At 46.5% G+C, this 21,029-nt stretch carries 19 protein-coding genes; 10 read left to right on the top strand and 9 right to left on the bottom strand.

The features are described 5' to 3' along the window. Positions 1-31 precede the first annotated feature (31 nt). Genes priA through nadC form a run of 4 tightly spaced genes read right to left on the bottom strand, consistent with a single transcriptional unit; the run spans position 32 to position 4,772 of the window. Positions 32-2,488 carry a replication restart helicase PriA gene (gene priA, locus RQM65_RS16685; protein WP_314016554.1) on the bottom strand — a complete coding sequence of 819 codons (2,457 nt, stop codon included), beginning with the start codon at positions 2,486-2,488 and terminating at the stop codon, positions 32-34. Positions 2,489-2,506: 18 nt separating this feature from the next. Then, the gene (locus tag RQM65_RS16680) at positions 2,507-2,947 is read right to left on the bottom strand and encodes a DUF2147 domain-containing protein (RefSeq protein WP_314016553.1); all 441 of its coding nucleotides are present in this window, start codon (positions 2,945-2,947) and stop codon (positions 2,507-2,509) included. After that, the gene (locus RQM65_RS16675; protein WP_314016552.1) at positions 2,934-3,914 is read right to left on the bottom strand and encodes a YihY/virulence factor BrkB family protein; all 981 of its coding nucleotides are present in this window, start codon (positions 3,912-3,914) and stop codon (positions 2,934-2,936) included. The genes RQM65_RS16680 and RQM65_RS16675 overlap by 14 nt, the downstream gene beginning before the upstream one ends. Further along, positions 3,915-4,772, bottom strand: coding sequence for a carboxylating nicotinate-nucleotide diphosphorylase (gene nadC / locus RQM65_RS16670; RefSeq protein WP_314016551.1), 858 nt, complete (start codon positions 4,770-4,772; stop codon positions 3,915-3,917). Between the two features lie 326 nt (positions 4,773-5,098). Here nadC and rlmH point away from each other — a divergent pair, with 326 nt between their 5' ends. Beyond that, positions 5,099-5,572 (top strand): 23S rRNA (pseudouridine(1915)-N(3))-methyltransferase RlmH, encoded by a 474-nt coding sequence (gene rlmH, locus RQM65_RS16665; protein ID WP_314016550.1) that lies wholly within the window; start codon positions 5,099-5,101, stop codon positions 5,570-5,572. A gap of 214 nt (positions 5,573-5,786) precedes the next feature. Here the strand turns inward: rlmH and serA are convergent, their stop codons facing one another. The 4 genes from serA to RQM65_RS16645 form a co-directional block, all read right to left on the bottom strand. Next, complete coding sequence (gene serA / locus RQM65_RS16660; RefSeq protein ID WP_314016549.1) at positions 5,787-7,679, bottom strand: phosphoglycerate dehydrogenase; 1,893 nt, start codon at positions 7,677-7,679, stop codon at positions 5,787-5,789. Positions 7,680-8,153: 474 nt separating this feature from the next. After that, positions 8,154-8,849, bottom strand: a complete 696-nt coding sequence (locus RQM65_RS16655; protein ID WP_314016548.1) for a DUF3307 domain-containing protein — start codon at positions 8,847-8,849, stop codon at positions 8,154-8,156. Next, positions 8,846-9,457, bottom strand: coding sequence for a SatD family protein (locus RQM65_RS16650; RefSeq protein ID WP_314016547.1), 612 nt, complete (start codon positions 9,455-9,457; stop codon positions 8,846-8,848). Before RQM65_RS16650 ends, RQM65_RS16655 begins: the two co-directional genes overlap by 4 nt. 115 nt (positions 9,458-9,572) lie before the next feature. Beyond that, positions 9,573-10,025: a methyltransferase family protein gene (locus tag RQM65_RS16645; RefSeq protein ID WP_314016546.1), complete on the bottom strand. Its 453-nt coding sequence runs from the start codon at positions 10,023-10,025 to the stop codon at positions 9,573-9,575. Between the two features lie 26 nt (positions 10,026-10,051). On the opposite strand from RQM65_RS16645, the gene RQM65_RS16640 reads away from it, so the two are divergent. From RQM65_RS16640 to RQM65_RS16620, 5 genes are all read left to right on the top strand, one after another. After that, entirely contained in the window at positions 10,052-10,624 is a 573-nt protein-coding gene (locus RQM65_RS16640; RefSeq protein ID WP_314016545.1) for a non-canonical purine NTP diphosphatase, read from the top strand. A gap of 158 nt (positions 10,625-10,782) precedes the next feature. After that, positions 10,783-12,567, top strand: a complete 1,785-nt coding sequence (locus tag RQM65_RS16635; RefSeq protein ID WP_314016544.1) for a DEAD/DEAH box helicase — start codon at positions 10,783-10,785, stop codon at positions 12,565-12,567. 102 nt (positions 12,568-12,669) lie between these two features. After that, a complete protein-coding gene (locus RQM65_RS16630; protein WP_314016543.1) occupies positions 12,670-13,443 on the top strand; it encodes a carboxypeptidase-like regulatory domain-containing protein in 774 nt (257 codons plus the stop codon). A gap of 281 nt (positions 13,444-13,724) precedes the next feature. Further along, complete coding sequence (locus tag RQM65_RS16625) at positions 13,725-15,341, top strand: alpha-amylase family glycosyl hydrolase (RefSeq protein WP_432279850.1); 1,617 nt, start codon at positions 13,725-13,727, stop codon at positions 15,339-15,341. A 151-nt stretch (positions 15,342-15,492) separates the two neighbouring features. Further along, on the top strand, positions 15,493-16,302 hold the full coding sequence (locus tag RQM65_RS16620) for a metallophosphoesterase (protein ID WP_314016541.1): 810 nt from the start codon (positions 15,493-15,495) through the stop codon (positions 16,300-16,302). A 66-nt stretch (positions 16,303-16,368) separates the two neighbouring features. On the opposite strand, the gene RQM65_RS16615 is transcribed toward RQM65_RS16620, so the two are convergent. Next, entirely contained in the window at positions 16,369-17,028 is a 660-nt protein-coding gene (locus RQM65_RS16615; protein ID WP_314016540.1) for a TrmH family RNA methyltransferase, read from the bottom strand. A gap of 108 nt (positions 17,029-17,136) precedes the next feature. Here RQM65_RS16615 and RQM65_RS16610 point away from each other — a divergent pair, with 108 nt between their 5' ends. From RQM65_RS16610 to RQM65_RS16595, 4 genes are all read left to right on the top strand, one after another. Continuing rightward, complete coding sequence (locus RQM65_RS16610) at positions 17,137-17,853, top strand: SIR2 family NAD-dependent protein deacylase (protein WP_314016539.1); 717 nt, start codon at positions 17,137-17,139, stop codon at positions 17,851-17,853. Further along, the gene (locus RQM65_RS16605) at positions 17,850-18,428 is read left to right on the top strand and encodes an adenylosuccinate lyase (protein ID WP_314016538.1); all 579 of its coding nucleotides are present in this window, start codon (positions 17,850-17,852) and stop codon (positions 18,426-18,428) included. Before RQM65_RS16610 ends, RQM65_RS16605 begins: the two co-directional genes overlap by 4 nt. A gap of 144 nt (positions 18,429-18,572) precedes the next feature. Then, positions 18,573-19,916: an adenylosuccinate lyase gene (gene purB / locus RQM65_RS16600; RefSeq protein WP_314016537.1), complete on the top strand. Its 1,344-nt coding sequence runs from the start codon at positions 18,573-18,575 to the stop codon at positions 19,914-19,916. 106 nt (positions 19,917-20,022) lie between these two features. Further along, a complete protein-coding gene (locus tag RQM65_RS16595) occupies positions 20,023-20,934 on the top strand; it encodes a mechanosensitive ion channel family protein (RefSeq protein ID WP_314016536.1) in 912 nt (303 codons plus the stop codon). The last annotated feature ends 95 nt before the right edge of the window (positions 20,935-21,029 follow it).

Here is a 21,029-nt window from a genome sequence, read left to right as displayed (position 1 = left end):
TAACTTGACGTTCTATTGAATCAATTTTCCGTTAAATATGATCTACATTATAGATAACCCGAACACTCCGGTATTGAGAAATCGCATTAAACGATTTTTCGATCCGCCTGGTAATCTCTTTGGTCTTGGTCAATGATGCGTTCTGGGGAATCTTGACCATTACGTTTTTTAAATACTGGTTCCGGATACGCGCGACCGGCGGGTATTCCGGTCCGAGCACATTACTGCCCAAAGCACCGCGCAAGGCCTTGGCAAACCATTCGGCGGCCTCGTTCAAGCGGTTGTACTCCTTATGCTTAAAGGTAATCCGTACGATTCGGATTTCGGGAGGATATTTAAACTGTTCCCGCTCGTACAACTGCTCCTTGAACATGCCTTCATAGTCGTTGTTGGATACTTGGGTCAAGATCCGATGGTACGGATTGTAACTCTGTATAATGACCTTGCCCCGTTTTTGGGTTCGCCCTGCCCTACCCGCTACCTGGGTCAATAGTTGGAAGCAGCGTTCGTGCGCCCGATAGTCGGGAAAATTCAAAAGGGAATCCGCATTCATGATACCCACGAGGCCAACATTCCTAAAATCAAGGCCTTTGGTAAGCATTTGGGTGCCCACCAGGATGTCCATCTCCTGCTGTTCGAAAGCGGTAATGATTTTTTCATAGCCGTGTTTCCCGCGGGTGGTATCCAGATCCATTCGCCAAGTCTTCGCCTCTGGCAACAGGGTCTCCAGTTCCTTTTCGACCTGTTCGGTACCGAAGCCCTTGGTATCTAAAGTGGGACTGCCGCAAGCCTGACAGCTTTCCTGAAGGGCCATATGATAACCACAATAATGGCAGCGCAACTGCTTTTTGTACTTATGAAAGGTAAGGCTCACATCGCAGTTGGGGCATTGTGGAGAATGTCCGCAGGTCGTACATTCCACGATGGGCGCATATCCCCGACGGTTTTGAAAGAGAATGATCTGCTCGCCCCCCTCCAGGGATTCCTTGATTTCCTCGAGCAAGCGTTCCGAGAAATGCCCCTTCATTCGCTTCTTTCGGGCATGCTCTTTAAGGTCTACAAGTTCGATCTCTGGCATCAGCACGTTTCCGAACCGCCGCCTGATCTCCGCGTAAGCGTATTTGCCCGTTCGGGCATTGTGATAACTTTCGATACTCGGGGTGGCGGAACCGAGTAGAATATTACTACTGTGCAGGTTGGCCAATACAATGGCGGCATCGCGGGCGTGGTATCGGGGCGCAGGATCGAACTGCTTGAAAGAGCCTTCGTGCTCTTCATCTACAACGATAAGTCCCAATTCGGAATACGGCAGAAACAAGGCGGAACGGGCCCCGATAACGATTTGTGCCTTGGGCTTTTTGGCCAAGACATTGTTCCACACCTCTACCCTTTCCTGTATGTTGTATTTGGAATGATAAATGGATACTTTTTCCCCGAAGTAATCTTGCAAGCGGGCAATCAACTGGGTAGTCAACGCGATTTCCGGTAAAAGATAAAGGGCCTGTTTGCCCGAACGGATGCAATCCTCGATCAGTTTGACGTACACCTCGGTCTTACCCGAGGAGGTTACGCCGTGCAACAGCACCGTTTTGTTATCCCCAAAGCCTTTCGTAATATCCGCCAAAGCTTCCTCTTGATAGGCGTTCAAAGCTTTGAGAGCATAATTTTCTTCTTCGCCCTCGTAGTTTACCCGATCGGTCCGGATAAAGTACTCCTCCAGGATTTCCTTGTCCACCAAAGCCTTGATGACGGCCTTTGAGCCCCCGCTGGTTTCAACAAGTTCCGAGATCTTGATCGGCTTTTTATTGACTGCCTGCAACTGAAAAAGCGATAGCACGACTTGGCTCTGTTTCGGGGCGCGGCTTAAGTTTTCCAAGAGGATTTCCAGCCTTTCTTCAGATAGGTATTCCGCCCCTAATTTGACGTAACGTACCAATTTCGGCCTGTACTGCTCGTACATTTCTTCCTTTAATAGGATGACATTTTTTTCAAGCAACCGATTAAGTACGGGAAGAATATTCTTTCGATCGACGATAGAACTCACCTCGTGTACCTTTAAGGTCGATTGATGCTGCAGAGCCTCGTACACGAGAAATTCATCATCCTCCAAATCGGTTTCATCTACTGTCATTTGCTGATTGCGCAAGATCAAGGTCTCGCTCTCCAATAAAAAAGCACCGGGAACGGCCGCTCGGAAGACCTCGCCCAAAGAGCACATGTAGTAATCGGCGATCCACTGCCAATGCCTGAGCTGGACGTCATTTACAATAGGATGCTCGTCTAAAATGCGATGGATTTCCTTGGCCTCGTACACCTCAGGGGGCCGTGAATGTACTTCATGCACCAGGGCCGTGTAGATTTTGGACTTCCCGAAAGGCACTCCGACGCGCATTCCGGGCCGCAGAAAGGCTGCTTCGGATTTGGACACCCTGTAAGTAAACAATTTTTCCAGCGGAACCGGAAGAACAACATTTATGAAATAGGACATGGTAGAAGGGAATAAGTTTCACTCTCCGACCCGTTGCCAAGTTTGGGTCCGGTAGATAAAGGCCCAATAGCCACGAACCATCAGCTCATCGGGATTATCGGGATTGAGCCAGATCTTGCAGCGGAAGGTCATAGCCTGTTGGGGGTCGAAGAGGGTGTCGCCTTTGTAAACGCCGTCGCCTTTATGTTCGGCGTCTTCGATGATGGTCATCCCCAAAACCGGCTTGTCCTTACGCTTGCCCTCGCACTTTTCACAGATAAAGTTTTCCTTTCCCCGCTCCACGATCTCGATGACCTTACCGTCCATCAATCCTTTTTGATCCTTATAGATATCGATAATGGCCTTGGGTTTTCCGGTGCGGTCGTCAATGGTCTTCCACTTTCCGAACACCGATTGCGCCTTTAGGGCGGGGATGGCCAAAAGCAAAATTAGAAGGGGTAGCCGCTTAATCTTCTTCATCCTTTTTTTTATGGGTTTTCCTTAGGGAATTCATAGTGGCGTTCAGTTCAAAGCCGAGCAGCAAGATATTGGAATTTATCCAAATGTAGACCATCAAGATCAATAATCCGCCCAAAGCTCCGTAGAGCTCGTTGTAGCGGGCGAATTTTTCTACATACACCCCGAAAAGATACGAGGTAAGCATGAACAACAAAGTGGTCATCAGTGCGCCCACTGAAAAAAAACGGGCCTGTTTGCCCTCTGCGGTCCCGAAATAGTAAAGGATCGCAGTGGTGAAATACGAAAGCAAAACAAAAAATAGCACCTTCCCTAAATTGGCCCAGAAAATAGTACTTTCCGAAAGACCGAAGCCCCGGGTCGTTGATGACCAGTTACTCAGATAATCCAAAATGTAGAATTCGAAATACACAAAGACAATGGCACCTACAATCAGCAAAACCGATAGAATGAGCCCCACCATGAGGGCATAGAGATACTGCCTAAAAAAATTTCGGGTAAGTTCTACGTGGTACGAATTCTCAAACCCCCCGAAAATAGCATTTACCCCATTGGCCATCAGAAAGATGGATATAAAAAATGCAGAGGACAACAGGCCTCCCTGTTTTTGATCCTTGATTTGTTGGTAGATTTCATGAAAATAATCACTTGTCGCGGAAGGGAGGAAGGATTCTAGAAACAGGAGGAACTGAAAATCAAAATCCTCGTTTCCGACGCTCACATAAGGAATAACGAACGGCACTAGGGTCAACAAAAAAATCAGCAATGGGAAAAGGGCGAGAAACAGGCTGAAGGCTATTGAACTGGCCCGGGTCGAAAGGGCACCCCTTAAGATGCCGAAAACATAAATCTCTAACAGGTCGTAAAGGGAAAGGCCTTCGAACGCGGATAGCCTTACCTCTTTAAGAAACCGCACCAAGCGATTGACAACGGGGATTTTGGCCAATTTTTTCTCTACTTCCTGCGACATTTATACCGCTTTAAGGCTTAGGTCCATATTGTAAACGGAATGGGTCAGGGCCCCCGAGGAAATGTAATCCACTCCACATTCCGCATAGTTCCTGATCGTCGTTTCATCGATTCCCCCAGAGGATTCGGTCAGGCAAGTATCGCCGATCAAGGCTACCGCTTTCCGGGTATCCCCATAGTTAAAGTTGTCAATTAGGATTCGATAAATGCCATCGGACTCTAAAATTTCCCTGATTTCGTTCAGACTGCGGGCCTCGACGACTATTTTTAGGTCGCGGCCGGTCTCCATTAAATACTCCTTCGTTTTTTGGATGGCCTTGCTAATGCCGCCGGCGAAATCGATATGATTGTCCTTCAACATAATCATGTCGTACAGGGCAAAACGATGGTTTTCCCCGCCTCCGATCTTCACCGCCCATTTTTCCAAGGCGCGAATGCCGGGCGTGGTCTTCCGGGTATCCAAAATCTGGGTCCCCGTGCCCTTGAGAAGCTCAACAAATCCGTGCGTTTTGGTGGCTATGGCGCTCATGCGCTGCATGGCGTTCAGTACAAAACGTTCCGCCTTTAATATGCTCTGCGCGCTCCCCGAAACATAGAACGCGATATCACCGTTTTTTACGGGAGCGCCATCGGGAATAAGGACTTCAAGTTCCAGATTACCGTCCACATAGGCAAAGACCTGCATAGCAAAATCGATGCCCCCGATAATGCCATCTTCCTTGACCAGTAACTTGGCCTTGCCCTCGGCTTCTTTAGGGATACAGGCCAACGCGCTATGGTCGCCGTCGCCAACGTCTTCGCGAATGGCGTTTGCTATGATGATATCGATTTCTTTTTGAAATTGTGCTTCGGTGATCATATAATGGGAATATCTTATTGCGCTTAACTTCGATTGGCGCTAAATTAGTGAAATCTTACCGAGTTATCGGTTTACCGGTGTGCAGCATCCCGAATTATATTATTTGCTTGTCGGCCCAGTTACCTAATCTTCTAACATGACATTAAATGAATGATTTAAGACGTAGACCATCCACTTTTCTATAAAACGGACCGCTTTTTCTGATTCTTTTATCCTTTTTCCCAAGTCTTACCATCCTATGTCGGGTTTGGGCTTAAAACGGATAAGCATTTCATGTTTTGTGCTGCGGTATTAGGATTTTAGAAATTCCGAATTACATTTGCCAGATGACTATCATCCTTCTAGCCATTGGCAAAACGGACAGCAAACCGCTTCAAACGCTTATTTCGGAATATGAAAAGCGGCTTAGGCATTACGTCAGGTTTGAACTCGTGACCTTGCCCGATATCAAAAACGTAAAAAATCTGACTGAAGTACAGCAAAGGCGAAAAGAGGGAGAACAAATTTTGAAAAAGGTGAATTCGTCGGATGTTCTTGTGCTTTTGGATGAAAACGGAAAACAATTCACATCAGTGGATTTTGCGAAACATTTGCAAAAAAGGATGAACTCCGGAATTAAAAGATTGGTATTTGCCATAGGGGGCCCTTACGGATTCGGCGATACACTTTATGCCCGGGCACAGGGCAAGGTCAGTCTCTCAAAAATGACCTTTTCGCACCAAATGGTACGGTTGTTCGCAATAGAGCAGATGTACCGGGCATTTACAATTCTGCGGAACGAACCCTACCATCACAAATAAAGTTCAAGTTCGAGTGCGGGACGGCATGTGCCAGCGAAAGCTTCAAGCTCAACGAATAACGGAAATTGGCAGCTCGAATTCGCTCCGTCCTTCAGATTTATAACTCGTCCGAGGGGAAGAAAAAAGACAAATAAGCCAGTTTTGGGCTTTGTGTTAACAGGCCCTAGATTAGACCTATTACAAAAGCCCTAAGCGCCGGATCTTTTTTCTTTTTCTAATAAAGTACCCGAAACTTGATGGTGTTCTCTACTTTTTTCAAGGCCTTGATCACATCTTTATTGTATTCCTTGTCCAAATCTGTAATGACGTAGCCGACTTCGCTATCGGTAGACAGGTATTGGCCCGAAATATTGAGTTCGTATTCGGCCAAAACGGCATTGATCTTGGCCATGATACCGGGCATGTTCTTGTGAATATGCAAAAAACGGTGCACCCCGTTCTGTTTGGGCAAACGTATATTCGGAAAGTTCACGGCATCGACCGTATTGCCCGAATTGATATAGTCCATTATCTTATTCGGCACAAAATCGGCAATATCGCGTTGCGCCTCTTCGGTACTGCCTCCGATGTGGGGGGTGAGAATTACATTGTCCAATCCCTGCAGTTCCGACTTAAATTCTCCATTGCTCCTGGGTTCTTCGGGGTAAACGTCAATGGCCGCCCCCGAAAGTTTTCCGGTTTTGAGCGCGTCCGCCAAAGCCGCGATATCGACTACAAATCCTCGGGAAAGATTGACCAGCATGGCTCCGTCGCGCATTTGTCCGATTTCGCGTTCCCCAATAAAATTTTCGTTCGCAGGATTGTCGTCGATATGGAGGGTGACCACGTCCGAAACATTTAAAAGGTCTTCGAGCGTTCCGCATTTTTTTGCGTTGCCCATGGCGAGACTGTCCTCGATATCGTAATAGTAAACACGCATTCCAAGGGCTTCGGCCAAGATGGAAAGTTGTTTTCCGATGTTGCCATATCCCACGATACCGAGATTCTTGCCACGCACCTCGCGAGATCCGACCGCCGTTTTCTGCCAAGAGCCGTTGTGGATTTCCGTACTTCGGGGAAAAATACTCCGCGTAAGCATAATAATTTCGCCAATGGCCAATTCGACCACAGATCGCGTATTGCTGTAGGGCGCATTAAAAACGACTACTCCTTTTTTCTTGGCATGCTCCAGATCAATTTGGGTCGTACCGATGCAAAAGGCACCGACCACCAGCAATTTGTCAGCCGCATCGAGCACTTTTTGTGTCACTTGGGTCTTGGACCGGATTCCTAATACGTGTACGCCCTTGATTTTTTCGATGAGCTCTTCTTCGGGGATACTATGCGTCAATAGTTCCACCGAAAAGCCGTCTTCCGAAAGGTTTTCGAAAGCATCGGAATGCACATTTTCCAGTAGTAGGATTTTGATTCGGTTCTTGGGATAAGATAGGTTTCTAGGCAAATCGTTCACAAATAAAAATTCGTCCATGTTCGGAGCTATATGATCGGCTTTGTTCGCAGCCTTTTCGCGGTGTACGTTTTCGGTATAGGCAAAGAATTTATGGGCGATACCGGATTCGCGCATGACATAGTCGCTATACCCGTCACCGATGACCTGTACCTCGCCATCGAGATTCAATTGCTTAAGGCACTCGATCTTACCATTGTGGGAAGCCAATACGTTGTTTTCGTCAAAACCGATAATATTGCCCTCCTCATCAAACTCGAAAGTATTGGCGTACACGCGTTCCGATGGAATGTTATATTCTTTGACTATAGGGTCGATAAACTCTTTAAAGCCACAGGAAATTACGTAGATATCATCCGAAAACTTCTCGAAAAACTCTTTGTTCGCCTCAATGGATTTAGAAATTTTATGTCGTAGCTCTTCCACCAATGGTATTAGATCATTTTTGTGCGCGTCCAATAATTGAATGCGCCGCTCTAACGACTCCGTAAAGGAAATATCGCCATCGATACCCAGATTGGTAATCTTTTGAATTTTGGCTATGACTTCGTCATAATCCGGTTTTCCTTTCAGCGTCATCTCCGCCAAAACATCCAAGGCCTCGACCCGGGTCAAGGTACTATCAAAATCGAATACGTACTTCCTAGCTGTATCTATCATAATTTAATGAAATCCTTGTCCGTCCACGCGCGTAAAGGGTTTATAATTTTAGGCTTGTCCCTCTAGAAGTCTAGAGAGGTTGTTGGCACCTTTAACAAAATCGAAAGGTCGACCAAAACGTCTCGACTGCGCTCGGCGTGACATCTTTGTTCAAAATGATTAAAATGCTTGTCCGCATTATTTCCTAAACGTTAAAAGGACGTAAGACTTTGGGGTCTAGGACGTAAAACGGTTGATTTCTTTACAAAACAGGCCGTTTTTCCAATATTTTTTAGTCCTTCGTCCTAAATCTTCAGTCCTACCTCAGGTTTAGGTTTCAAAACGGATAAACATTTGGAATTTTAAAATCAAGGCACAAAAATAAAGATAATTTTTTCCCATTACTCGGAATTGGTCCTATAATGTTGTCTCTGTCACTAATCTAAGGCAATTTGATAGGGATGTATCAAATAAGATTTCAAGATTGGATAGATTTCAGGCCCTGTAAATGAGTCCCGTTAGTATGGCAAGCCCGAAACTCAAAAGGGTACCGATCAAAATATACTCCGTTAGTTTTCTATTATTGCTTTCTTTAAGGTCATTGAAGCGGAAAACGGACTTCGCACCAATCAACAGCCCGATAGCCTCCCACCTTCCCAATATAATGAACAGCAGTACGAACAAGCGCTCGATAATACCTATATATTTGCCCGCATTGGGGAGGGATTTATGGTCTAATTCGATTTTATCGCCCATAGCCTCAAGAAATTTACCCATTACAATGGCAGCCGGAAAGGTGACGAAAACGACAGCGGTTACCAAGGGCCAGTCCAGTTTCTGAAAAAAATCCGCGATGATCTGTAGCCAGTCGCCCTGATAGGCGACCAGGTAGAGTACGGTCAGGTGAAGAAATTGATCGACAAAAAACGGGATGCTTTTAAGCCTGAACAAAGGCGCAGCGTAAAGTTTGGCCAAATCTATTGCATAATGTGAAATGGCAACGATTACCGCCAGTTTCCAGTATTGCAAGTCCCACAAAAGAATGAGGGTTACAATGAAATGCAGCAATATGTGTAGATAAAGATACTTCGATCTAATCTTGTTCGTTTCTTTGTGAATCACCCATCGAAGTGGCTGTAATAAAAAATCCCCGATTAAATGCGCCAGTAGAAGTTTGGTGAAAATCATCATCGATTCAGTTCTTTTACGGTAGTGTCATAGTAATCGAGTAACTCAAGGACCAGGTCGAGTCGCGCCCTTTTCTGTCGCTGGCTGACGGCCGACTGTTGAATACCGAGCCGCTTGGCCAGCTCTTTTTGGGAGGCCTTTGGACGTTCAAAAGCCAAAACGACGATTTCTGCGGATACGGTGCTCCAATCATCCATAAAATCAAGGGCCAATTTGAGCATCAGGTTCAAGGTATCATCGTAGAAATCGCTGCCGGTAGCGATGCTGAGATTCAGCTTATCTTCCTTTAAGGATTCAAAGGTTCTACCGGATCGATGGTAAGCGGGCCCATTCGATTCGCTGACCCCCGAACCTTTAAAAGTTTGGGTCCCCAGACCGATTCCCATACGAACGTCAAGCCCGTTTACCGTCTTTATCAAGGCTTTTATATGGATGGCAGCACCTAGTGCGTCATTATCGTTAATTCTCAATTGAAACTCATCGCCTCGGTATATATCCCAGTCGGTAGGCGATTCACCAAGACTGGAGAGGTAGCTTTTCAACAGGCCAAGCCATGTCGAAGCCTCATAGTTCTCAGATTTGATTATATCTCCGGTAATAACAGCTATCATGCCTTTATATAAGTTAATTCACTAATATATAAAAATATTATCGAATTTGCTACTATTTAATTATATAAGCTAAAATGCTTATAGTTCAAAATATAAGCTTATATGATTACCTAAATCAGAACCATCTCCGTACCAACAGGCAATACTGCTTGAAGTCTTTTCCGAAAATCTCGTTCAAAGCCTGTTCTTCGCGGGCAATCTGAAATCGATTCATATAGGCCACAAAGGCCGCGGCCAAAAGGGTGTTGAAAGCATTACCTAACCAGAGGCCCCAGGCTAGTAAAATCAGTAACAAACCAAGATACATCGGATTGCGGGTATAGGCATAAATACCGCTTACTACCAATTTATTCGTTGTGTCGGGACGCGTAGGGTCTATGGTGGTCTTTGCAGTATAAAATTGATATAGCGCTATCGTCACCACCACAATGGCAAATACCACAAAAGCGATTGCCAGATAATGACGACCAAAAAAATCGAAATAACCGAAGGGAAGAAATTCCGCGAGCAAATACATTAGCAATCCGAAGACAAACAACACAACGGCAGGGGGAATTTTCCATTTCATCCTTCAAAATTACTATTTTTAACCGCATGAAACTCGTATTTGCCACACACAATAAAAACAAATTCGCCGAGGTCAAAAAACTGATGCCCGTATGTATCGACCTGGTATCGCTGACCGACATCGGTTGTACCGGCGAAATCCCGGAAACAGGAGAAACCTTGGAGGAAAACGCCCGCATCAAGGCCAATTACGTGACCGAGAACTATACGTTGCCCTGTTTCGCCGATGATACGGGACTTCTGGTGGATGCCCTTCATGGCGCCCCAGGCGTATTTTCCGCGCGTTACGCGGGCGAACATAAAAGTTCGGCGGACAATATGGACAAACTACTGTCGGAACTGAAAGTCCATAGCAACCGTAACGCAATGTTTGCCACGGTAATCGCGCTCAATCTGAACCAAGAACACCATACGTTCAAGGGCACGGTCTCAGGTGAGATCATCACCGAAAAAAAAGGCACGGAGGGTTTCGGTTATGACCCCGTCTTCAGACCGTTCGGATTCAAAAAAACGTTTGCGGAGCTCCCTATAGAAACCAAAAACCGCATTGGCCACAGGGGAAAAGCAATACGAAAATTGCTGCAATTTTTAGAGAAATAGGAGGTCTGGATAAATAAACGTACCTTTGCCGCCTTTTACGCCCAACACGGGTGTTCTAACGCCGCCGGTATGGCAGGTGTTGTTCTGGGGCAGGTCGAATGGGTTATACGCTAATCGCTCTCTACAACACACATATTTGCGATTAACGATAACATATTATGACAAAATTTGAAGCATTGGGGCTGAACAAGCCGTTGTTGAATGCTGTTGCCGACATGGGTTTTGAGACTCCTTCGGAAGTACAGGAAAAAGCCATCCCCATTTTATTGAAGGAGGAGACGGATTTAGTCGCACTCGCCCAAACGGGAACAGGAAAGACCGCCGCTTTTGGATTTCCGCTCATCCAGAAACTGGACCAAAACAGTCGTACTACACAAGGATTGATCCTCTCCCCTACCCGTGAGCTTTGCTTACAGATCACTAAAGAAATACAATCCTACTCCAAGTACGTGAAGGGCGTGAACACCGTCGCCATATACGGCGGTGCGAGCATTACCGATCAAGCACGCCAGATCAAGCGCGGTGCACAGATCGTGGTCGCCACCCCGGGCCGTATGAAGGATATGATCGGTCGCGGTCTGGTCGATATCTCCAAAATCGACTACTGCATTCTTGACGAGGCCGATGAGATGCTAAATATGGGATTTTATGAGGATATCAAAGAAATTCTAAGCAATACCCCAAAAGAAAAATCCACTTGGCTGTTTTCGGCTACCATGCCGAAAGAAGTATCGAAAATCGCGAAGAAATTCATGGACAGTCCCGTTGAAATTACTGTCGGCACCAAAAATGCGGGCACCTCAACGGTTGATCATGAATACTACGTGGTCGGAGGGCGAGATCGGTATCCCGCCCTTAAAAGACTGGCCGATGCCAATCCCGATATCTTTTCCGTGGTTTTTTGTAGAACAAAACGGGATACCCAGCGTGTCGCGGAAAAGTTGATAGAGGACGGTTACAATGCCGGTGCCCTGCACGGAGACCTCAGCCAGAACCAGCGCGACCTGGTCATGAACGCCTTCAGAAAGAAACAGGTACAGATGTTGGTCGCAACCGATGTGGCCGCCCGTGGTATCGATGTTGATGACATTACCCACGTAATCAATTACCAGCTTCCCGATGAAATCGAAGTCTATACCCATAGAAGTGGCCGAACGGGCCGGGCCGGCAAATCGGGAATCTCCATGGTCATCGTTACCCGCAGCGAACTGAGAAAGATCAAGGCCATCGAGAAGAAAATCCAACAAAATTTCGTCCGGAAAAAAATCCCCACCGGGATCGAAATCTGCGAGATTCAGCTATATCATACGGCAAACAAAATAAAAAATACCAAGGTCAATAAAGATGTCGAGAATTACCTGCCCGCCATTACCGAGGTATTGGAGGGAATCGATCGCGATGAGCTGATAAAAAAAATAGTTTCGGTAGAGTTTTCCCGCTTCTCGAATTATTACAACAAGGCCAAAGATTTAAATACGGTCGATAGCGGTAAAAACGCCAGGGAAAGTGGCGGGTCACCGTCTTCGAATGGATCGGTACGCTATTTTATTAACGTGGGCGAAAAAGATGGCTACGATTGGATGTCGCTGAAAGACTTTTTGCGCGATACACTGAACTTGGACAAAGAAGATGTTTACAAAGTCGATACCAAAGACTCTTTTTCTTTCTTCAACACCGATCCGGAACATACCGAGCCAATATTGAAGTTCTTTACCGATTTTAAGTTGAACGGACGGTTTATCAATGTCGAGATTTCCCAAAACCCCGGCGGTGGCGCGGGTGGTGGTTATCGTGGTAAAAAAGGGAAAAGCAAAGGCAAAAAAAGGTCTCAATTCAACGACCGAGGTGACCGCGGCAAGGGGAGACAACGGGACCGATCAAAAGGTAAATCGCAACACTCCGGTAAAAGACGGGGGAAAAAGAGTAGAAGTGATTTCTTTTGAAGCGCCAGGGAAAATTACTTTTAGAGTTAATTGTATATTAAAAAATACGCTTCGGCGTATTTTTTTGTTTTGTTTAGTACATTTAATCCGTAACCTGCAATCATGAAACCGTACCTACTGCTACTATGTATCCTGTTTTCGCATATCGTCCTATCCCAAGAATCAGAAAGTATAGAAGAACGGGAATTAAGTGCCGTAGTGGTCAATGCCCAGACCGACAAACCTATGGAAAGCGTTCATGTAATCAACCTCAACCAAGTTGTGGGTACGATTACCGATGACAAGGGCCAATTCAAGATTACGGCAGCGGTCAACGACACGCTTTATTTTTCCTTTTTAGGGTTTAAGTCCCAAAAAATAAGGGTCACCAATGACATGTTTAAATTTCAGAATACCAAAATAGCGCTGACCGAGCTCGCCTATGCGCTCGAAGAGGTCATCGTACGTCCCTATCAGCTTACCGGCTACCTCGAAATCGATGTAAAGAACCTGCCCATCAATAATGCCTATCAATATAGTATTTCAGGTCTTTCGGTCGGTTACGAGGCCGGCAGTAAAAGTCCGAGTGCCGTGACCAAGGTGTTGGGAGCCATCATGAATCCCGCCGACCTGCTCCGCAACTTATTCGGGAAACAGCCTAACCAGATGAAAAAGCTGCGTAAGATAAAGGAAGATGATCAGATCCGCGATCTATTGGCCTCAAAGTTCGATCGTGAAATACTAACTGAACTACTACAGATCGATAAAGTCGATATTCAAGACATTCTAAACAATTGCAACTATTCGAAATCCTTTATCAAAACAGCGAACGATCTTCAAATTCTCGATGCCATTAGCAGCTGTTATGAAGATTTCAAGGTACTTAACCGACAGTAATTAATATCAAAGTTTAAATTTGTACAGTCTTTTTCGTTTCTACTATTAAGCGAGGACTTTTCATTTATCCATCAAAGGGGAGCACTCGAATAGCCACTACCAAACTCCCCGCTTGGGTCATTTCTCGAACTGACAATGAGAGCAAAATAATATTTTCCGATTCCATTGGCATTTTATAGTTTTAGCATATGAAAGAAATGCTCCCGACCTTGGTACTTCTCCTCGCTTTCGCATCCTGTAAGCAAAGCAGGTCGGACGCTGTTGAAAACCCTAAGGCCCCTATGGAAAAGACTGTACCCGAACCGACCAAAATGGCACCTTTTGCCTGGGAAGGCGCGAACGTCTATTTTTTACTTACCGATCGCTTCCATAATGGGGACACCTTGAACGACGTCAACTTCGAGCGCACAGATCCAACCGGGCCGTTAAGGGGCTTCATGGGCGGTGACATCGTTGGCATTACAAATAAGATCAAGGAAGGCTATTTCACCGAATTGGGAGTGAACGCCATTTGGTTCTCCCCCGTTATGGAACAGATTCACGGTAGCACGGACGAGACGACCGGCAACACGTATGGCTACCACGGCTATTGGACAAAGGATTGGACGGCCTTGGACCCAAATTTCGGCACGAAAAACGATTTAGAGAACCTGGTAAAGACCGCCCACAGGTACGGCATCCGAATTCTGATGGATATCGTAGTAAACCACACCGGCCCCGTGACCCAACGAGATCCGGTTTGGCCCGATGAATGGGTCCGTACAAATCCCTCCTGTACCTACACCGATTATCAAAGTACCACCGAATGTACCTTGGTCGACAACCTTCCCGACATCCACACGGAATCGGACCGACCCATCGAACTGCCCGATGCACTTTTGGCCAAGTGGAAAAAAGAGGGGCGCCTAAGCCAAGAACTTGACGAGCTGCAGCTGTTTTTTGAACGCACCGGCTATCCCAGGGCGCCCCGATTCTACATCATTAAATGGTTGTCGGATTATGTGAACAGCCTCGGCGTTGACGGGTTCAGGGTCGATACGGCAAAGCACGTCAACGAAAACACGTGGTCGGAACTGTATAAAGAGGCATCTTACGCCTTTGAGAAATGGAAAAAAAAACATCCCGAAGAAGTATTGGACGACCTGCCCTTCTTTATGGTAGGTGAAGTGTACGGGTACGGAATTTCAGGCGGAAGGAATTATGATTTCGGGGATAAGAAAGTGGACTATTTCGACCACGGCTTTAAAAGTCTGATCAATTTTGAGTTGAAAAAGGATGCCCAACAGGATTATGAAACTATTTTCGAAAAGTATAACGACATTCTCCATAACAGCTTAAAGGGTAAAAGTGTATTGAACTATCTGACCTCCCATGATGACGGCGATCCCTTCGACAAAGAGCGCAATGACCCGATCAAGGCAGCCAATATTTTGTTGCTGACCCCGGGCGCCTCGCAGATTTACTACGGAGACGAAACTGCCAGAAGCCTGACCATAGCGGGCACGGACGACAATCCGGTCATGGGTGATGCCACGCTGCGGTCTTTCATGAACTGGGACGAGCTGGAAAACCTGCCCCGAACTAAAAGAGTTTTGGAACATTGGCGCAAACTGGGCAAGTTCAGGCACGACCATTTGGCAGTCGGTGCCGGCAAACAACAAAGGCTCACTAAAAGTCCCTATGTCTTCAGCAGAACCTATTTAGACGGCGATTTTAAGGACAAAGTGGTGATAGGGCTCGATTTGCCCGAAGGAAAAAAATCACTCCGGGTCAAAGGCTTCTTCGGGGACGGTACTGCCCTTTACGATGCCTATTCCGACACTGAGGTCACGGTGGCCGAAGGCAAAGTACTTCTCGACAATCCCTATAATATTGCGCTTTTAGAAGTGGCCGAATGAAAACGAGTCTTCCCTTTCTGTGGGCGACCTCAACTTTCTATTATTTTTAAGAATTCCGACCTCCATATGGTATAGCTTTTGACTCCTACGCGGTTGGCCGCTTCAATCCGTTCTAGCGATTATGAATGAATCCACTCTCAAAAAACCGAAAATGGGCAGAAGAAACTTTCTTATGAAATTGTTTCTCGGAATAGCGGGATTACTGTTTCTAGATTCTTTTTGGTTCGAACGATACATCATAGATTGGAAGGAATTCGATATCTCCGAGGGGTCCGCCGATAAAATCAAGCTGATACAACTATCGGATCTTCACATTAATTCAGTCAAGGCCTTTCATAGGTCCCTTGCGGAAAGAATTAACTCCGAACGGCCCGATGCGCTGTTGGTGACGGGGGATTCGCTAAACAATAAGCACGGGATTGCCCCGTTGGACGACTTCCTGGCCATGATCGATCACGACATTCCAAAATTTGCCATCATGGGCAACGTAGATTATTCGGGCCGGGTCGACTTGACTATCTTAAAAAACACCTATGAAAAGCATAACGGTACGTTCTTGATCAACCAAAATCATCCTTTACAAGTGGGGGAACGCACGGTGAACTTGGTCGGGGTGGACGATTATCTTTATGGTAATCCGGATTTTTCGAAAGCATCACGCGGTGTGGACAGTTCTTTGGACACTATTGTACTCAATCACTGTCCCGTTTATCGCAACGAAATTGATGCGATCAACCGTAAGCTCGATCAGAAGGTCAAATTGGTCTTATCGGGTCATACCCATGGCGGACAGATTACATTTTTCGGAAAAGTTATTATTACCCCCAATGGCAGTGGCGACTATGTGAAGGGCTGGTATGAGAACGAAACGAGCCGGATGTATGTTTCAAAAGGGATAGGCACTCGAGGCATACCCTTTCGTTTCGGATCCAGGGCAGAGGCCGTCATCTTCTACGTGTGACCGAGTCCTATTCTTTCACTCATTTAACACATGGGCGGCGTACGAGTAGGATTATCTTGGCCTTTTTTACTTTGACGATCGATGATAGCGTTCCAAAATCGCCTCAATGCTTTTGATCGATTTTTGGGTCCAATCCAAACGCTTTTCCAATTTTTCGGTTTCCGTCAAATGCCATGGCAGATCTGATTTTCGCAATTGTTGGGTCAGGGTTTGCAGAACAATGGCAGCGGAGACCGAAACGTTCAGGCTTTCGGTAAAGCCGACCATTGGAATCTTCAGGAACCCATCACTGCCGGCAATCACCTCTTCGCTCAGTCCCTCTTTCTCGGTGCCAAAGAATAGGGCCGTTTTGCCATCAATTTCAAAATCGTCCAACAAACGGGACTTCGCATGGGGTGTGGTCGCTACTATTCGGTAGCCTTCGCTTTTAAGTTGGGATAGGCAATCCGATGTTTGCCCGTAGCGTTTCACATCGACCCACCGTTGGGCTCCCATGGCAATATGCTTGTCCAGTCGCTTACCGAACCGATCCTCTATGACGTGAACCTCTTGAAGCCCGAAACTTTCGCAACTGCGTATGATTGCGCTGGCATTGTGCAATTGGTACACGTCTTCTATGGCGATGGTGAGGTATTTGGTCCGTTGATTCAGAATGGACAAGAATCGTTGTTTTCGTTCTTCGGATATAAATCTTTCCAAATACTCCAGGAGATGGGCGTCTTTCATTGCTCGAAGATAACAAGAAAATCAATATTTTACGCTTGTACACCGGCAGGGAGAGTTGGTCAGGAGACTGTTTCTAAATCAATGGAACTTTGGCTATTTTTACGGTTTATGGGAAAAAAGAATACATCAGAAACGAAAAAAATTACCGTACTGACCGGTGCAGGGGTAAGTGCGGACAGCGGAATCAGCACCTTTAGGGATGCCGACGGACTATGGGAAGGTCACGACGTGATGGAAGTCGCCTCACCCCAGGGGTTCGCCAACAATCCGAGTTTGGTCCTCGATTTCTACAACCAAAGACGAAAACGGTTGAAGGAGGTTTCTCCCAATCCCGCGCACCTCGCCCTAGCGGAACTTGAAGCGTATTACGAGGTGAGCATCATTACCCAAAACGTAGACGATCTGCACGAACGTGCCGGAAGCACCCATGTCGTTCACCTTCACGGAGAACTTCTAAAAATGCGAAGTTCGGGGAACGAGTTCGTGATATGGGACTGTGAAGGCGATATAGTCGTTGGGGACCTTTGCGAACAAGGACATCAGTTGCGACCGCACATCGTATGGTTCGGCGAAGCCGTGCCCCAACTGGAAAAAGCGGCCTCGGAGACCCGATCTGCGGATATCCTTATCATTATCGGCACTTCGATGCAGGTATATCCTGCTGCGAGTCTGGTACATTACGCAAATGAAGGCGTTCCCATATATTTTATCGACCCCGATCCGAATGTTTCAGAACATGATCTCGACAACTTGAGCATCATTCCCGAGACGGCTGCCAAAGGCGTACCCCCTTTGGTTTCGGACTTAATAGCCGCAGCGTCGTGACCCTACAGGAACTTTATCGAAAATTGGATTATGTAAACCATTCCCGTGAAAGACGGGCGGAGATGTCGGCCTTGATACTTGACAATCCTACGTTGATGGCGCCCTTAATGGAGATAGCCTTCAGGGTCGACGATCCCGTATCGAGCCGTGCCTGTTGGGTTATGGAATTCACGGTCAAAAGGAATCTGTCCTATCTCTATCCGTATTTGGATGGGTTCACGAAAAATCTGGAGCGGGTATATTTGGACTCTTCCGTTCGGCCTGTGGCGAAAATTTGCGAGCTATTGATGGAATCCTATTTTTCCGAACCGCAGAACGAGACCCGAAGGACGATGACCGACCTGCATCTGGAACAGATCGTGTCCGCCTGTTTCGACTGGCTCATCGGCGAACACAAGGTGGCGCCCCAAGCCTATTCGATGACCTCGTTACTGCTGTTGGGAAGAAAATTCGATTGGATCCGTCCCGAGCTGAAAATGGTACTCGAACAAAATTATGCCGCCGGCAGTCCTGCTTTTCAGGCCAGGGCCAGAATGACCTTGGCAAAGATTGATCGCAGTACAACCGCTTCCTAGCGAGGGAAGGGTTGACCAGATCGGACCGTCCCCTCAGAAGAAGGTCCTCATATCCCTCTAAACTTATAAGCCCATACGCCCGTTAACTTTTTTCAAACAAGTATCTTTGTCCTTTCCAAAAAATCAATCTAAAATCACAAACCTATGTCCCTGTACCCCTTGAACGCCATTTCGCCCGTCGATGGGCGCTATCGAAACAAAACGGAAAATCTGGCCCCTTTTTTTTCCGAAGAAGCGTTGATCAGGTATCGAGTACAGGTAGAAATCGAGTATTTTATTGCGCTTTGCGAGATTCCCCTACCGCAACTTGCCCAATTTGACACGTCTCGTTTTGAGGCACTGAGAAGCATTTATCGGGACTTCAGCACCGACAACGCCCTTGAGATCAAGGATATCGAAAAGACTACCAACCACGATGTCAAAGCGGTGGAATACTTCATCAAAAATGCTTTTGATCGGTTAGGGATTCAAGATTTTAAGGAATTCATCCATTTCGGACTGACATCGCAAGATATCAATAACACCGCGGTACCCCTTTCGGTAAAAGAGGCCATGAACAAAGTCTATGTTCCACAATATCGCGAGCTGGTCGAGAAACTGGAGCATTTGGCATCGGAGTGGGCAGCTATCCCCATGTTGGCCCGCACCCACGGGCAGCCCGCCTCCCCTACCCGTTTGGGCAAAGAGGTCGCCGTATTCGTTGCACGAGTAAAAGAACAGTTCGATCTCTTGAACGATATCCCGTCCGCGGCCAAGTTCGGCGGTGCCACGGGAAACTTTAACGCCCATAAAGTGGCGTACCCCGATATCGACTGGAAGGCATTCGGCAAAAGATTCGTACAGGAAAAACTGGGATTGCACCATTCTTTCCCGACCACGCAAATCGAGCACTACGACCATCTGGCCGCCCTGTTCGATACACTGAAACGAATCAATACCATCGTATTAGATCTAGATCGGGATTTTTGGACCTACGTATCCATGGACTATTTTAAGCAAAAAATTAAAAAAGGTGAGGTCGGTTCATCGGCCATGCCGCACAAGGTAAATCCTATCGATTTCGAAAATTCCGAGGGAAACCTCGGAATCGCCAATGCACTTTTTGAGCATCTGTCTGCCAAACTACCCATATCCCGATTGCAGCGTGACCTCACGGATAGCACGGTACTACGTAATATTGGAGTACCATTTGCCCATACCCTGATCGCATTCCAGGCGACCGTAAATGGATTGAACAAGCTTTTACTTAATCGGCCCAAACTGGAAAAGGACCTTGAGGATAACTGGGCCGTCGCGGCGGAGGCCATACAAACCATATTGAGACGCGAGGGCTATCCAAATCCTTACGAGGCCCTGAAAGGCCTTACGCGCACCAACGCCGTAATAAATCGACGATCCATTTCGGATTTTATAGACACCTTGGTCATTTCCGATGACGTGAAAACAGAGCTAAAGGCGATTACCCCTCAAAATTACACTGGCGTTTGAATTAGGATTTTCGCAGATAACACCATAACAAATAACAGATTATTTGTATTTTGAGCGGATTTCAAATGATAATTAACCCGTAACAGTATAATAAACACCACCGAACATGGAAGACAAATTTTCGATACAGGATGCGATAAGCAAACTTTGGGACAAGATGGATGGATGGCTCGATGCCATTATCCTGAAACTTCCGAACATTGTGTTGGCCATCTTGGTAATGGTCATTTTCTACTTCATCGCACGTGGGTTACGTAACCTTTTCAGACATACCCTATTAACGCGTATAGCGCAGGTATCCATACAACAGATCATCGCCAAAACGGTGTTCGTGACCGTACTTCTTATAGGTTTCTTCGTCGCTCTGAGCGTTCTCGACCTCAACAAATTACTGACCAGTGTTTTGGCCGGTGCCGGAGTTATCGGTCTGGCAATCGGTCTGGCGCTACAAGGAACCTTGAGCAACACGGTCGGAGGGTTCCTGCTCTCGTTCATGCCCAATATCAAGATTCACGATTCCATAAAAAACGGTGATGCCTCGGGGGTCGTCCAAGAAATCACCCTCCGTAACATCGTTATAAAGACTCCTGAGAACTATATTACCGTGATACCCAACTCCAAGTTTGTCGATGGGGCGTTTACGAATTACTCCCTTACCGACAGGGGGCGTGTAACCGTAAAATGCGGAGTGGGTTACGAGAGCGACCTTCAAGCGGTGGAAGACCTTACCGTAAAAATTATTAGCGAGAACTTCGAACAGAAAAGCGGGGAGCACGTGGAATTTTTCTTTACCGAGTTCGGCGATAGCTCGATCAACTTTATGGTCCGGTTTTGGACCGATGTAACAGGCTTTAAGCAAGAACACGCTGCCCGGCACAAGGCGGTCAAATTGATCAAAAAGCATTTCGACGAAAAAGATTTCAATATTCCATTTCCCATTCGCACATTGGATTTTGCCAAAAACGATCTTACCGTATTTACCGAGAAACAAAACGGGAAAGAAAAAAGAAAGGAATAGTACTGTCACCCATGTTGTACAGGTTGGAAAGTGCGGCAGAAAACTTCCGCCCTCTTCACGATTCATCGGGACATTCAGAAGTTAAATAACCTATT

Source organism: Pricia mediterranea, assembly GCF_032248455.1.
Classification (GTDB): domain Bacteria; phylum Bacteroidota; class Bacteroidia; order Flavobacteriales; family Flavobacteriaceae; genus Pricia; species Pricia mediterranea.
The sequence above is the reverse complement of the archived record's forward strand: the minus strand, read 5'-3'. Positions and strand labels throughout refer to the sequence as shown.